The following is a 13742-nucleotide window of genomic DNA, read 5'->3' as shown; positions in this document are numbered from 1 at the left end:
GGGGATTATCATGAAGATGGCGTGGTGGGTTTTTATGAGCCTTTTAACCATTCAAATTATCCTCGTCCAGTATATGGCTGAGGAGTATCTTGCAGGGCACTTTGAAAGTCTATTTTACTATATGATCGCACTCGGATTTATGTTTGTCTTAACCATCATCACGTATTGGATCTTTAGAAAAATTGATAAGGTCATCGACCATTAAGGAGGAACAAAATGCAATTCAATGATGAAAAAATGACGTCCGTAGTCAAAGACTTTTTTTCAAAGATTCATGCTGACGATCTGTTGAGCCAGTTCTTTAAGGGTCATGATCAGGAGCGGATTCAACATCATCCAGAGACCTTTTTGTCCCATGGAATGGGAGAGCAAAAATATTCAAATGAAGAAATTACACAAGCCCACCAAGGCTTGGAAATGAAGGATGAGCATTTTGAATCGATGATTGGACATTTTATGGCAACCATGAATGAGCACGGGTTATCTGAAGAAGACAAAAAGACAGTAACTGAAATGTTAAACGGTTATAAAAAAGATGTGTTAGGTCATTAAAAAAGGTGATGTCCAAATTGGGCATCACCTTTCTTAAATGGAGCATATAAGTTTTGACTTATAGAATTGTGCCGCTGAACAGGGCGCTTGCGCTTTTCTTAAGCAATCGAATCTTGTACGTTATTCGCCAGTTCCTCATATTTATCGAAGAGAAGCGATCCTTTTTTATAAATGGATGGTTCGAAATCATCTTCTTCCGGCGCTAATATCGGAAGTTGAGCCATGATTTTCGTCCCAAGATCGGAGGCTAATCTTTCTGACCCGCCTTTTCCAAAAATATAATATTTGTCATCATAGTTAGGAGGCTGAAAGTAAGCCATATTTTCAATAATGCCTAATATACTATGCTGATTTGCTGCCATTTTTCCAGCTCTTTCAGCAACATGTGACGCTGTTGGATGGGGGGTGGTGACCAGCAACTGATTTGATTTAGGAATAAGACGGCTGACATCCATCGCGACATCCCCTGTACCAGGAGGCATGTCAATGACAACATAATCTAACGGTCCCCAAATAACGTCTTCGATAAAATGTTGGATGACCTTTCCTAACATCGGTCCACGCCAAACGACAGGGTCATTATTTTTAACAATAAACCCCATCGACATCACTTTTATCCCGTGTGACTCAACCGGAATAATTCGATTATTCATGGACTTTGGACCATTGCTGATATTCAGCATACTAGGAATGCTGCTTCCGTAAATATCGAAATCAATTAAAGCCACGCTTTTCCCCTGTCTACCTAACGAAACAGCAAGATTGGCAGCAACCGTTGATTTCCCAACTCCGCCTTTACCAGAAACAACGGAAAGGATGTTTCCCGATAACATGCAATCACCTCTTCCATGCTTATATTAAAAGGCTCTTTTCACAAACTTTGTTACTTTTGGATTCAAAATAGTATGGATGAAGCTTTGTTTTCACTGTGAAAATAGGTTTTTATTTATGAGAAAAGAGCTTGCAAACTTACTATAACGTACAAAATAGCGTACCTTGCGTTAAAATCGGCTTTAGGTAGTAAAAAATCGGCTTTAAGATTTTTACAATTTTAACAACAATCTTTACGAAAAGAGCCTATTAAAAAGTATGGTCAATAGGTAGGGTACTTCAAACCTTCTAATTTGGAAAAGCAAAGGATTAGAGGATTATCCCTCGGGTTCTCTGTTGAGTTGCAAAAAGTACAGCCATTCACAAAGGAAAAGCATGGAAACCATAGTGGAATTTGCCTGCTTTTATCGTTCGTTATTCCTCCTAGCTTTCTTTGACACTTAATAATAGAAGGAAAAATTCCACTTAATTAGCTTAATTTCATTGAAAAGAGCTTAAATAAAGGGAGAAATTCCCGCTATTAACTCGAAAAACGTGGAAATGATGGATTTTTATTTGGATAACGGGAAAATCTCCCCTTATATTCCCCGAAACGAGCTTGATTCTGCAAATAACGGGAGAATCTCCCCTTATTTTACTTTTACAAGTTATTTAATTAAGATTAAGCCTTCTTAATTTAAAGCCGATCACCAATTGGTGGGTTTCCTCAAAGTTAGAACTACAAATGGATGATTTATCCCCTGTAATATCAAACAAGGAGAGGTTCCCCTGAAACGGTAAAACGAACCTCTCCTTGTTCTATGATAAAGCCTTTTAAGAAGGTTTAAAACCGGATGCTTCCGGTGCTTATTAACGTTTTTTGAGTTGTAGATTGCCTTTATTAAACATAATCAGTCCGTTCAATCGCTCGTATAGGGCATATAAAGGATAAAGCAAACCTAGAAACACGATAATGGAAGGGATTTTTTCGATTACTGGCAGGTACTTTGACAGCGAGGAAATTATGACTTCCGTTAAGAAAATAAACAAAGGAATCACGACCACTAACCCCATTAATAGAAAAGGAGTTACTTTCGTTTCTTTTAGTTTTGCCTTGCAAGAGGGACATTTCATCGTAAAAGGGGATGAAAAATCTTCAAAATCTTCAAGGGTAATCGCCTTTTGGCAGTTTGGACAAGGGATGGAGGTCTTCATGGTCATTCTCCTACAATTCAAATTTTAATTTTAGTATAATTGGTCGTTCCTATTTGGTAAATAACTATTTTAGGAGTGAAGTGGAGAGGTATGAGTGATTTGTGTAAACCTTTTCATACGGAGCATCCTTCAGTATAATAAAAACTATTAATCATTGTAAAAAGTATAAGTCAAAGGGATTCTTTCATTCACTCGAAAGCTAGTTTTACTTGTTCTTAATTAAATAAGAAGTAAGGGAGCAATGGAATGGAAACATTAAAGCTAAATGACTTCTTACATATACGCCATAAGGATGAGTTATGGTTTGCCAACAATGAACGGTCGTTGTTTGTTTCAACCAGAGCTTTTGGGGCGATGCAGCGTGATTTAATTGAAAATATCGGGATTAATCGGATGAAAACTTTTTTCTTTAAGTATGGCTATCAATTGGGTGTTGAGGATGCACAAGAGGTGGCCAAAAGAGACAATTTAAGTTTACTTGAAAAAATTGAATTTGGTCCGATTATCCATGCCTTAAAAGGGTATACGAAATCGCACATCACCGAAAAAGACTTTGAAGTGGAAGGAAACGAAATTAAATCGTTTCGCTTTAAAGGAATTTGGGAAAATTCTTATGAAGCCGAACAACATTTTAAAAATTTTGGGATGAGCCAAGGACCAGTTTGTTATACGTTAACTGGTTATGCCACGGGCTATGTTTCTGGTGTGGTGGGAGTAGACGTCTTTTTCAAAGAATTGGAATGTCAGGGGCAGGGTGCTTCGTGTTGTGTTTGGGAAGGGCGCCTTGTTTCCGAATGGAAAGAAGAGGCAGAGGAATTCTTTTCTTATAGTAAAGAACTGCCAATTTTGAAAGAACTAGAGCAAACAAACGAAAAGCTTATGATGGAAAAAAGGAATCTCACACTTGTGTCGAAAACTTATAATGAGTTGACCAATGAGCTCATCAAAGGCAATAGCATCGATTCGATTCTCGATATTTTACATAAACAATATCACTTGCCGATTGTCGTGGAGGATAGTCGTCAACATGTCCTAGCCTGTATGGACATCAACCTAGAAGACTTTGAAGCTATTAGAGAAACATTTTCTGAAATTCCAGATAAAAAGCAATGCCACTCTAAAGTGAGGATCTTTTCATATGAAAATGGAATTTGCTTGATGTCTCCGATCTATCTGTTAGGAAAGGTTGTAGGTTCTTGTTCTTTTTTATACGAGCGGAATAGAACCCCTAATTATGAAATTGACTCAATGATTCTCGATCGTTTAGCGTCGATTTGCTCGCTGCTATTTTTAAAGGAAAAAACAGAAGTGGAATCGTTGGAACAGGTGAAAGGTCATTTTCTTGAAGAAATTATTAGTGGGAAATATACGCAACGAGAAATCATGAGAAAAGCGGATTATTTTCAGTTAGATCTTTCCGACCACTATCATGCTGTCGCGTTAACCTACAAGTTCTTGAATACATGTGATGAAAAGGAATTCACACTTCATAAAAAAACATTTGAAATGGTATCTGCATATTTCCGGGAAGAAAATCTCAATGTGCTAATTGGCCAGCAGCCTGACAGCTTAATTCTCTTGATTACCGAAAAAGAGGTCTCCCAGAAAACCATGGAGAAAACGATCCGCGCTTTAGTTGCCTTTCTAAGGAAGCAAACAAAAAATGTTCAATTTTTAGCAGGAATAAGCTCGGAAAACAGCAACATTCTTGAGGCAGGGGTTGCGATGGAAGAAGCACGTTCAGCCGTTCGGCTTTCTTCTAGGGATGAACCGATTACGCTTTTTAGTGACTTAGGCATGCTCGGAATTTTAATCAATGACCAAAACGAAAAGGCCATCAAGAAAATGATTCGAGATCATCTCGGGGTCCTATACGATGATCTCGATAAGAATAAACTAGAGATGATTGAAACGCTCTACCGTTTCCTTGAGCAAGGCGGCAACTTGGACCAAACGGCGGAATCTCTCGCACTTTCTAAAAGTGGACTTCGTTATCGCCTCAACAAAATTACCGACCTTCTTAATCATGACCTGCGTGATCCACAAAAACAATTTCAGTTGATGATGGCGTTAAAAGCCTTGAAAATTGTGGAGCATGAGAGAATCAATAAAATTCAAGCGGAGTAACTATTTGAAAATAAATCCAAGGTTTTAAATTTTAATCTTATTCACTACAAAATGCCAGACATCCCACAGACATTCTCTGTTAGTGGGATGTCTGTTTTTTTTACAAAACTAACACAATATAGTAGTATTTGCTGAGTTTTCTGTCACTTCGTGTTATTGTTAAGAATTTTCAGATAAATTATGATAAAACTAGTGATAGACAAGTGAATCACATGAAATGAAGAGAATGGAGTTGAAGATATGTACACAGGAAAAGAATATTTGGAAAGTCTTAATGATGGTAGGGTGGTTTATTTAAACGGAGAAAAAATTAAAGACGTTACCACGCACCCGGCTTATCGTAATGCTGCTCGCTCGTATGCGAGAATGTACGATGCTCTTCATGATCCAGCGACACGTGATATCTTAACGACGACAACCGAATTTGGTGACAGAACCCATAAATTTTTCAAAACTCCTACAAGTGCTCAGGATTTGCTCGGGGCAAGAGATGCGATTGCACAGTGGGCGAAGCTTAGCTATGGGTTTATGGGAAGAACTCCTGATTATAAAGCATCCTTCACAGGGCATTTAAACGCGTTTGCCCATTTTTATGAAGGATTTGAAGACAATGCAAAGGCTTGGTACAAAAAAGCAACAAAGGAAGTACCATTTATCAATCATACGATTATTAATCCGCAGGTGGATCGTTCTAAACCTTTACACGAGAATAAAGATGTCTTTGTTCGTGCGGTTGCTGAAAGAGATGATGGCATAATTGTAAGCGGTGCCAAAATGGTAGGGACTGCTTCTGCTTTAACTCATTATAACTTTGTTGCGAACTATGGACCGAAAGATTTAGGCGGTGGCGATAATAGTCATGCACTCATTTTCTTCGTTCCGATGAATGCGGAAGGACTTAGCATGATTAGTCGTCAATCCTACGAATTACATGCTGCCAATAATGGATCTCCATTTGATTATCCGTTATCCAGTCGGTTTGATGAAAATGATGCGGTGATTGTCCTCGATAACGTATTCATCCCTTGGGAAAATGTATTGGCTTATCGAAATATAGAGGTTTCAAACAATTTTGCGAGTGTAAGCGGTTTCATCCCACGTTTCACATTCCATGGTTGTACACGTCTAGCCGTAAAATTAGATTTTATGACCGGGCTGTTATTGAAAGCAACAGAAGGGTCCGGTACGAAAGATTTCCGTGGAGTTCAGGCTAAGATTGGCGAAGTCGTCGCGTTACGAAACATGTTCTGGGGTCTTTCTACCGCAATGGCAGCGGATCCTGAAAAAGGGCCAAATGGCTTAGTTATTCCAAACTCTTATTCTAGTGCCGCTTATCGTGCGTTGGCTCCATTGGCTTGGGTGAAGGTGAAAAATATCTTTGAGCAAGTCGTGGCAGGTGGGTTAATTCAATTGCCTTCAAGTTCAAAGGATTTCCTCAATGAAGATTTGAAGCCTTATTTAGATACGTACTACCGTGGGACAGGTATTGGTGCGGAAGAGCGTGTGAAATTATTAAAAATGGTTTGGGATACGATTGGCACAGAGTTTGGTGGCCGTCATGAATTATACGAGGTCAACTATGCCGGAAACCATGAAAACATCAATATGGAAGCATTATTCCATTTCGAGGCAACAGGTGCTGCCAATCAGCAAAAAGCATTCGTTGAATCTGCATTAAGTGATTATGATCTTCACGGTTGGACAAATAAAACATGGGCAGACGCTGCGAAGGAAAAAGAAGAGGCTATCAAAGCATAAAGACTGTTAGGGGGGAACAGAATGGATGATCGTCAATTTCGTCAAGCGATGGGGAAATTTGCTACAGGTGTCACCGTTATTACGACAGAAATAGAGGGAGAGGAGCACGGCATGACGGCAAATGCCTTCATGTCCGTCTCCCTTAACCCTAAGCTAGTCGTGATTTCAATCGGTGAAAGAGCGCAAATGCTCGAAAAGATTAAGGCTAGTAAAAAATTTGCTGTCAATATTTTATCGGAAGAACAAAAAGAATACTCGATGCTCTTTGCTGGTCAGATAAAAGAAAAACGAGAAATCAACTTTGGCTATCTAGCGGGACTACCTGTCCTCAAAGGAGCAATCGCTCAGGCAGCTTGCGAAGTGGTCAATGAGCATGTTGAAGGAGATCATACCTTATTTATTGGCAAAGTTATTGATATTAAGGTGGAAGACGGAGAGCCTCTTATGTTCTTTAATGGACAATATCGCTCTTTAGTGCCTGAAGTGAATGTAGTTAAGTAGTCGTCTAATTCAAATCAATATAAATAATAGGGGGATGGACATGACTTCATACCAGGAACCAATTTTTGATGTAGCACAGCTTGCACACGTTGAAATTCTTTCGCCTAAGCTTGAACAATCGGTTGAATTTTTTACAAGATTTCTAGGAATGGAAGTCACCGCTCGTTCTGAAAAATCGGTTTACCTTCGTGCTTATGAGGATTTCTACCAGAATACGTTAATCATTACCGAATCACATCAAGAGGGTGTCGGCCATGTCGCTTGGCGAGCTACTTCACCGCAAGCACTTGAGCGTCGTGTCACTGAGATTGAAAAAACGGGATTAGGAAAAGGCTGGATTGACGGGGATATCGGACATGGCAAGGCCTATCAATTTACCAATCCTGATGGACACTTAATGGAAATTCTTTGGGACGTTGACTATTACCATGTGGAAGAGGAACAAAGATCGAAACTATTAAATCGACCATCCAAACGTCCAGATCGTGGAGTGCCGGTTCGTCGCTTAGATCATATTAATCTTATGACTTCGAATCCGGGTGCCGATACGGACTTTATGCTCGACAATCTCGGTTTTCGATTGCGAGAGCAAATCCAAGATAATGGTCACGTGCTAGGAAGCTGGATTAGTGTTTCCAATCTTGTTCATGAGATTGCCTATATGCAAGAGCCTAATGGAGTAAAAGGGAAGCTGCATCATCTTTGTTACTGGTATGGAATTCCTCAAAATTTGTATGATGTCGCAGATTTGCTTAAAGACCATGATATTAAAATTGAAGTTCCTCCAAACAAGCATGGAGTCAGCCAAGCGTTTTGTATGTATGTCATTGAACCGGGTGGAAACCGGATTGAATTGTTCGGAGATGCAGGGTATATCATCACTGACCCAGCATGGAAGCCGGTGATTTGGGAGATGAAAGACGTTCCAGGGAATGGCGACACTTGGATTGGAACCGAATTCCCGCAATCATGGTGGACGCAAGGAACACCGCTTACAGCTGTAGAATCAACGGAAGTCGTGAAGTCGTAATAGATTAAGAGGATCCAACACTGATTCTTTCTAGGGTTATGTTCCGAAAAGGTACCGTTATTTTTAACAATGGAGGGAGTTATCTTGGAATTCATTCATGTGACGAGCAACAACGCACAACAAACTCTTTTACAAACAAAGCCCTGTGTAGTGGCTCTAGGATTCTTTGATGGAGTACATATAGGGCACCAGCAGGTGTTAAAAGAGGCGAAAAAAGTCGCGGAAGAACAAGAACTCCCTTTGGTGATCATGAGTTTTTTTCCTCATCCGAAAGAAGTTCTATCAAAAGGCAAAAAAATCGTCCCTTATCTCATGCCAATCGAAGATAAACGAAGATTCTTTAAAGAGCTAGGAGCCGATTGTTTTTACTTGATTGAATTTAATCAGAAGTTTGCTAGGTTATCTCCAAGGGACTTTGTTCAGACCTATCTCCTGGACATTGGAGCAAAACAGGTGGTCGCCGGTTTTGACTTTACATATGGCTACCTTGGAAAGGGAAATATGGATACCCTTTATAGGGATTCTAATGGAAAGATTAGAGGAATCAAAATAGAAAAAATAGCGAGGGAAGGGGAAAAAATCAGTAGCACGCTCATTCGGAACCTCGTCATGTCAGGTGAGGTGGAAAGGGTACCCTCCTACTTAGGCAAGGATTATCAAATGGAGGGCAGTGCTTTCTTTCGTAAAAATCATGTGGAGCTAGTGCTGCATTCTTATTATTTATTGCCAGCTCCTGGTTTGTATGAAGTGACGATAAAACAAAATCCTCATCAGGAGCCAACCATACTCATCGCATTCGTTCATGACGAAATGCTTACTTTATATTCACCCAATGGGCAAGAGTTTCCTTTTTTAGAATGGGATACGGTTCGACTAGGATGGAAGAAACGCTTGCCTAGTGGATTTATTCAAGTAGTAGATTCAAGCCAAGGTTTGTTGCACCCCTCATTCGTATAGCTATAGGAAACTATCTTTTCCAATAACCAAGTTTCTCAGAAATGAGTTCACCGGTACGAATCAATTCACTCGCAAAATACTGAATCCGTTGTTTAGAAATTCGTGAACTTGGTCCAACTAGATTAATAGCTGCAATGACTTTTCCTGTATGGTCTCGAATCGGTGCCGACACAGATGTCCGTCCAATCGTATATTCATCGACACTAACGGAATAGCCTTGTTTTAAAATTGTTTTCAATTCTTCCCGGAATCGCTCTGGGTCTGTAATCGTTTTCGGTGTGATGCTATCGAGTCCATTTTGAATCACCAGATCGACCAGGTGATTCCCACTATGTGCAAGAAGGAGTTTTCCTGAACTCGTACAGTGAGCATAATTATGCAACCCTAAGTGTGATGGCACTTTATTCGAGGTTTTGCTTTCGACTTTGTCCAAATAGACAACATGATTTCCATCTAAAATCGCTAAATGTGCGGTTTCCCCACATATATTCGCAAGGTCGGTTAGAATCGGATGAGATTCTGTATGCAAATCGATGTTGCCTAGGACAATGGAACTTAATTCTACAACGGAGAGACCTAATTCATACTTGTTTGTCTCTTTATTTTTTTGTACTAAACCTTCGGATGCAAGGGTTGTCAGGATTCTCTGGACACTACTTTTTCCTAAACCAAGCTCATTCGCTAATTCACGTACTCCTTTTTGCGGTTGATCCATTTTAAAAGCACGCAGAATTCGAATTGCGTTTTTTACAGAAGAGAGCAGCTTTTCCTGTTCTTGTATCATCGTTTTCCTCCATTTAGTAAAAATTATATAAAAATTCAGAAACTGTCCCGTATAAAGGGACACTGCGGTTGTGAGAGTGATAGCATCCCCTTAAGATTGAAGTAATACATCAGGTTTTAGACAAATAGATAAGGACGTGATGCCGAATATAATGAAAACGGTATCATTACCCAGTAGCTTTCGTCAATCTAGTTTGTTCATGTTATCAATAGTAAAAAAATGATAGGAAAATTTAGGGAGGAACGAACATGACTATTTTTAATGAACCGATTTTTGATGTAGCCCAACTCGCACACGTTGAGATTCTTTCTCCAAAACTAGAACAATCTGTTGAATTTTTTACAAGATTTCTAGGAATGGAAGTAACGGCTCGTTCAGGAGGTTCCGTTTATCTTCGTGCTTATGAGGATTTTTATCATAACACGTTAAAAATTACCGAATCAAAAGAAGCAGGTGTCGGCCATGTTGCTTGGCGTGCAACGTCCCCGCAAGCACTTGAGCGTCGTGTGGAAGAAATTGAAAAAACAGGTTTAGGCAAAGGATGGATTGACGGAGATATTGGTCATGGTAAAGCGTATCAATTCACGACACCTGATGGTCACCTAATGGAAATCCTTTGGGACGTCGAATATTACAACGTGGCGGAAGAGCAACGATCAAAACTATTAAACCGTCCCTCCAAGCGTCCAGATCGTGGGGTACCAGTTCGCCGTTTAGATCATATTAATCTAATGACTTCTAATCCTGGAGTCGATACGGACTTTCTAATTGACAATCTAGGCTTTCGTTTAAGAGAGCAAATTCAAGATAACGGTCATGTTCTTGGAAGCTGGATCAGCGTATCCAATCTTGTGCATGAAATTGCGTACATGCAAGAGCCTAACGGGGTGCAAGGAAAGCTACACCATCTTTGCTACTGGTATGGCATTCCGCAAAACCTCTATGATGTAGCAGATCTACTTAAGGACCATGATTTTAAAATTGAAGTTCCGCCTAATAAGCATGGAGTTTCTCAAGCGTTTTGTATGTATGTAATTGAACCAGGAGGCAACCGCATTGAATTATTCGGAGATGCAGGTTATATCATTTCGGATCCAGCTTGGAAACCGGTGATTTGGCAGATGGAAGATGTTCCTGGCAATGGTGACACATGGATTGGAACCGAATTCCCTGTCTCTTGGTGGACGCAAGGAACACCACTTACATCTACTGAAGCTGTTGAAGAAGAAGTTGTAAAACCTTAATTGATTGAATACTAGAAAGGCGGGGTGAAAAGTCTTGACGAAAGTAAAAGTAGCAATCCTAGGATCGGGAAATATCGGAACAGACCTAATGTATAAAATTTTAAAAAATGATGGGCATATGGAGTTAGCCTTGGTGACAGGAATTGACCCCAATTCAGAAGGACTTGCGAGAGCAAAGGAAAAGGGAATTAGTACTAGCCATCATGGAATCGATGCGATTTTGGAAGACTCAGAGATTAAGATTGTGTTTGATGCAACAAGCGCGAAAGCCCATAAGCTGAATGCTCCAGTACTAAGAGAACATGGGAAACTTGTTGTCGATATGACTCCGGCAGCGATTGGACCGTTTGTCGTGCCTACCGTTAATCTGCATGACCATCTTGAAGAGATGAATGTCAACTTGATTTCCTGCGGTGGCCAGGCGACGGCTCCACTAGTTCACGCCGTCAATCGCATTGTGCCTGTTCACTATGCAGAAGTTATTGCGACAGCGGCAAGTCTTTCGATTGGACCAGGAACAAGGCAAAATGTCGATGAGTTTGTTCGCACGACAGCAAATGCCGTTCAGCAAATAGGCGGGGCGAACATAGCTAGAGCCATTCCTGTTTTCAATCCATCAGAGCCACCTATTAATATGACAAATTCCGTCTACGCCGTGATTAAAGAGGAGTTTGACGAAGCAGCGGTGATTGAATCGGTTCAATCGATTGCAGCGGAGATTTCGAGCTATGTTCCAGGCTATCGTCTAAAAGGTAAGCCATTTATAGATTATCGTGAAACTCCATGGGGCTACTTGCCAACAGTGGTTATCATGAATGAAGTCATTGGAGCGGGAGATTTCTTCCCTACCTATGCTGGGAACTTGGATATTATGACCGCATCCGCCTACCGTGTTGGCGACGTCTATGCAGCCCATTTTCTTGGTGCGAAGGAGGTAACACAATGAAGATTCCTAGACTGACAGATACAACCCTAAGAGATGGCGATCATGCCGTTAGCCATAGTTATACACCTGAACAAGTACGTGCCATTGTAAAAGAATTAGATGAAGCTGGTGTTCCAGTTATTGAAGTGAGCCATGGAGCTGGCTTGAATGGATCGACCATTCAACAAGGCTTCTCGACTCATTCTGAATTTGACTTGATTCAAGTCGCTGTCGAAACAGCCCAACAAGCAAAAATAGCTTCCTTATTCGTTCCAGGAATTGGAACGAGCAGCGAGTTAAGAAAAGCAGCTGAAATCGGCATTTCTGTGATCCGTATCGCTGTACATTGCACAGAAGCAGATGTAACCGAGCAGTATTTCCGTTTAGCGAAGGAATTAGGACTTGAGGCCGTTGGCTTTTTGATGATGTCTCATTCACAGCCAGCCAGTGTTCTAGCAGAGCAGGCTAAGTTGATGGAATCGTATGGCGCGGATTGCATTTATGTGGTTGATTCTGCAGGGGCACTTGTTCAAAGTGGCGTTCGCGAAAGAGTTTCAGCTCTGAAAGATGCTTTATCCATTGATGTTGGTTTCCATGCTCATAATAATCTCGGGTTGGCGATTGGAAATACCATTACTGCTCTTGAAGCTGGAGCAGATCAAATCGATGGAACCTTAAGGGGACTAGGCGCAGGTGCCGGAAATGCTCCTACTGAAATACTAGTAGCAGTCTTAAATAAAATGAATGTAGATACAGGGGTTAACCTAGCGATTTTAATGGATGCGGCAGAAGAAATCGTTGCTCCGTTGATGAAGACCCCTATTGTTGTCGACCGTGATAACTTATCGAGCGGCTATGCCGGAGTGTATAACAGCTTTTTATTACATGTAAGGCATGCAGCAGAAAAGTTTGGTGTTGGGGTATCCGAAATCATGGAAGAATTGGGGAAAAGAAATGCTGTTGCCGGTCAAGAAGATTGGATTTTAGATGTGGCAGTTGAACTGGCAGAGAAAAAAGGATTAAAGGTTTAGCGACAGAGAGGAGGAGACAGTTATGAGTATCGTTCAAGAAGCTGCAAGCCGTTTATTGGAAGCCGAGGAGACGAAGAACGTCATTGAACCGTTAACGGTTTCTTATCCTGGGATTACGGTGGATGAAGCTTACTATACGCAATTGGAATTGATTCGAAGAAAAGTAGACAATGGCGGAATCATAGTCGGAAAGAAAATTGGGGCAACAAGCAAAGCAATTCAAAACATGTTTGGTGTCAATCAGCCTGATTATGGCCATTTGCTGGCTGATATGATGTATGTCGAAGGGGAAACCATTCCACTCGATCACTTTATTCAACCAAAAGTAGAGTTTGAGATTGCTTTTATTTTAAAAAAGGATTTAAAGGGACCGCATGTCTCGATTCTTGATGTGGTCGAGGCAACGGATTACATCGTTCCAGCGATTGAAGTCATTGATAGCCGTATAGCTGATTGGAAGATCAAGTTTGAAGATACCGTGGCCGATAATGGTTCATCTGCTGCAGCGATGATTGGCGGGAAGCCAACAAAGCTAGAAGGAATTGATTTAAAACATATCGGGATGGTTGCCTATCGAAATGGAGAAATGATTGATTCTGGTGCAGGTGCTGCCGTGCTTGGAAGTCCGCTTCGTTCGGTCGCATGGCTGGCTAATTCCTTAGGAAAATACGATGTTGCATTAAAAGCAGGAGAAATCGTTCTTTCAGGAGCATTAACCAGCGCGATTGAAGTGAAGGATGGAGACACGTATAGGGCTGAGTTTGCTCATATTGGTTCGGTCACAGCTACTTTTAAACGATAAGCTGTG

Annotated in this window: 14 protein-coding genes; 11 read left to right on the top strand and 3 right to left on the bottom strand. The window is 40.8% G+C overall.

Going from position 1 to position 13742, the window contains the following annotated elements:
• Nucleotides 1-10: 10 nt before the first annotated feature.
• Both LG336_RS16265 and LG336_RS16260 read left to right on the top strand, forming a co-directional pair.
• Nucleotides 11-205 (top strand): hypothetical protein, encoded by a 195-nt coding sequence (locus tag LG336_RS16265; protein WP_404328529.1) that lies wholly within the window; start codon nucleotides 11-13, stop codon nucleotides 203-205.
• Nucleotides 206-216: 11 nt separating this feature from the next.
• The gene (locus LG336_RS16260; protein ID WP_404328528.1) at nucleotides 217-552 is read left to right on the top strand and encodes a group 1 truncated hemoglobin; all 336 of its coding nucleotides are present in this window, start codon (nucleotides 217-219) and stop codon (nucleotides 550-552) included.
• A 98-nt stretch (nucleotides 553-650) separates the two neighbouring features.
• Here the strand turns inward: LG336_RS16260 and LG336_RS16255 are convergent, their stop codons facing one another.
• Together LG336_RS16255 and LG336_RS16250 are read right to left on the bottom strand one after the other, a co-directional pair.
• The gene (locus tag LG336_RS16255) at nucleotides 651-1385 is read right to left on the bottom strand and encodes an Mrp/NBP35 family ATP-binding protein (protein WP_404328527.1); all 735 of its coding nucleotides are present in this window, start codon (nucleotides 1383-1385) and stop codon (nucleotides 651-653) included.
• An 847-nt stretch (nucleotides 1386-2232) separates the two neighbouring features.
• Nucleotides 2233-2577: a hypothetical protein gene (locus LG336_RS16250; RefSeq protein WP_404328526.1), complete on the bottom strand. Its 345-nt coding sequence runs from the start codon at nucleotides 2575-2577 to the stop codon at nucleotides 2233-2235.
• Nucleotides 2578-2823: 246 nt separating this feature from the next.
• Between LG336_RS16250 and LG336_RS16245 the strand changes: the two genes are divergently transcribed.
• The 5 genes from LG336_RS16245 (at nucleotide 2824) to LG336_RS16225 (ending at nucleotide 8950) form a co-directional block, all read left to right on the top strand.
• On the top strand, nucleotides 2824-4704 hold the full coding sequence (locus LG336_RS16245) for a XylR N-terminal domain-containing protein (protein WP_404328524.1): 1881 nt from the start codon (nucleotides 2824-2826) through the stop codon (nucleotides 4702-4704).
• Between the two features lie 240 nt (nucleotides 4705-4944).
• The gene (locus LG336_RS16240) at nucleotides 4945-6462 is read left to right on the top strand and encodes a 4-hydroxyphenylacetate 3-hydroxylase family protein (protein ID WP_404328523.1); all 1518 of its coding nucleotides are present in this window, start codon (nucleotides 4945-4947) and stop codon (nucleotides 6460-6462) included.
• 21 nt (nucleotides 6463-6483) lie between these two features.
• Entirely contained in the window at nucleotides 6484-6963 is a 480-nt protein-coding gene (locus tag LG336_RS16235) for a flavin reductase family protein (RefSeq protein ID WP_404328522.1), read from the top strand.
• A gap of 40 nt (nucleotides 6964-7003) precedes the next feature.
• A complete protein-coding gene (locus tag LG336_RS16230) occupies nucleotides 7004-7993 on the top strand; it encodes a catechol 2,3-dioxygenase (RefSeq protein WP_404328521.1) in 990 nt (329 codons plus the stop codon).
• A gap of 84 nt (nucleotides 7994-8077) precedes the next feature.
• On the top strand, nucleotides 8078-8950 hold the full coding sequence (locus LG336_RS16225; RefSeq protein WP_404328520.1) for an adenylyltransferase/cytidyltransferase family protein: 873 nt from the start codon (nucleotides 8078-8080) through the stop codon (nucleotides 8948-8950).
• A gap of 10 nt (nucleotides 8951-8960) precedes the next feature.
• Here the strand turns inward: LG336_RS16225 and LG336_RS16220 are convergent, their stop codons facing one another.
• Nucleotides 8961-9734 (bottom strand): IclR family transcriptional regulator, encoded by a 774-nt coding sequence (locus LG336_RS16220; RefSeq protein WP_404328519.1) that lies wholly within the window; start codon nucleotides 9732-9734, stop codon nucleotides 8961-8963.
• Between the two features lie 248 nt (nucleotides 9735-9982).
• Between LG336_RS16220 and LG336_RS16215 the strand changes: the two genes are divergently transcribed.
• The 4 genes from LG336_RS16215 to LG336_RS16200 are packed head-to-tail and all read left to right on the top strand — an operon-like array spanning nucleotide 9983 to nucleotide 13736.
• Nucleotides 9983-10978, top strand: a complete 996-nt coding sequence (locus tag LG336_RS16215) for a catechol 2,3-dioxygenase (RefSeq protein WP_404328518.1) — start codon at nucleotides 9983-9985, stop codon at nucleotides 10976-10978.
• Nucleotides 10979-11012: 34 nt separating this feature from the next.
• Nucleotides 11013-11924, top strand: coding sequence for an acetaldehyde dehydrogenase (acetylating) (locus LG336_RS16210; protein ID WP_404328517.1), 912 nt, complete (start codon nucleotides 11013-11015; stop codon nucleotides 11922-11924).
• Nucleotides 11921-12934 (top strand): 4-hydroxy-2-oxovalerate aldolase, encoded by a 1014-nt coding sequence (gene dmpG / locus LG336_RS16205; protein WP_404328516.1) that lies wholly within the window; start codon nucleotides 11921-11923, stop codon nucleotides 12932-12934. The genes LG336_RS16210 and dmpG overlap by 4 nt, the downstream gene beginning before the upstream one ends.
• A gap of 22 nt (nucleotides 12935-12956) precedes the next feature.
• A complete protein-coding gene (locus LG336_RS16200) occupies nucleotides 12957-13736 on the top strand; it encodes a 2-keto-4-pentenoate hydratase (protein ID WP_404328515.1) in 780 nt (259 codons plus the stop codon).
• Nucleotides 13737-13742: the final 6 nt, after the last annotated feature.

The organism is Mesobacillus maritimus (assembly GCF_044803185.1).
Classification (GTDB): Bacteria; Bacillota; Bacilli; order Bacillales; family Cytobacillaceae; genus Mesobacillus_B; species Mesobacillus_B maritimus_B.
The sequence above is the reverse complement of the archived record's forward strand: the minus strand, read 5'-3'. Positions and strand labels throughout refer to the sequence as shown.

Bases quoted from the DNA above. Each gene is read 5' to 3' on its own strand.
- LG336_RS16265 (WP_404328529.1), top strand. From the start codon at position 11: ATGAAGATGGCGTGGTGGGTTTTTATGAGCCTTTTAACCATTCAAATT.
- LG336_RS16260 (WP_404328528.1), top strand. From the start codon at position 217: ATGCAATTCAATGATGAAAAAATGACGTCCGTAGTCAAAGACTTTTTT.
- LG336_RS16255 (WP_404328527.1), bottom strand. From the start codon at position 1,385: ATGTTATCGGGAAACATCCTTTCCGTTGTTTCTGGTAAAGGCGGAGTT.
- LG336_RS16250 (WP_404328526.1), bottom strand. From the start codon at position 2,577: ATGAAGACCTCCATCCCTTGTCCAAACTGCCAAAAGGCGATTACCCTT.
- LG336_RS16245 (WP_404328524.1), top strand. From the start codon at position 2,824: ATGGAAACATTAAAGCTAAATGACTTCTTACATATACGCCATAAGGAT.
- LG336_RS16240 (WP_404328523.1), top strand. From the start codon at position 4,945: ATGTACACAGGAAAAGAATATTTGGAAAGTCTTAATGATGGTAGGGTG.
- LG336_RS16235 (WP_404328522.1), top strand. From the start codon at position 6,484: ATGGATGATCGTCAATTTCGTCAAGCGATGGGGAAATTTGCTACAGGT.
- LG336_RS16230 (WP_404328521.1), top strand. From the start codon at position 7,004: ATGACTTCATACCAGGAACCAATTTTTGATGTAGCACAGCTTGCACAC.
- LG336_RS16220 (WP_404328519.1), bottom strand. From the start codon at position 9,734: ATGATACAAGAACAGGAAAAGCTGCTCTCTTCTGTAAAAAACGCAATT.
- LG336_RS16215 (WP_404328518.1), top strand. From the start codon at position 9,983: ATGACTATTTTTAATGAACCGATTTTTGATGTAGCCCAACTCGCACAC.
- dmpG (WP_404328516.1), top strand. From the start codon at position 11,921: ATGAAGATTCCTAGACTGACAGATACAACCCTAAGAGATGGCGATCAT.
- LG336_RS16200 (WP_404328515.1), top strand. From the start codon at position 12,957: ATGAGTATCGTTCAAGAAGCTGCAAGCCGTTTATTGGAAGCCGAGGAG.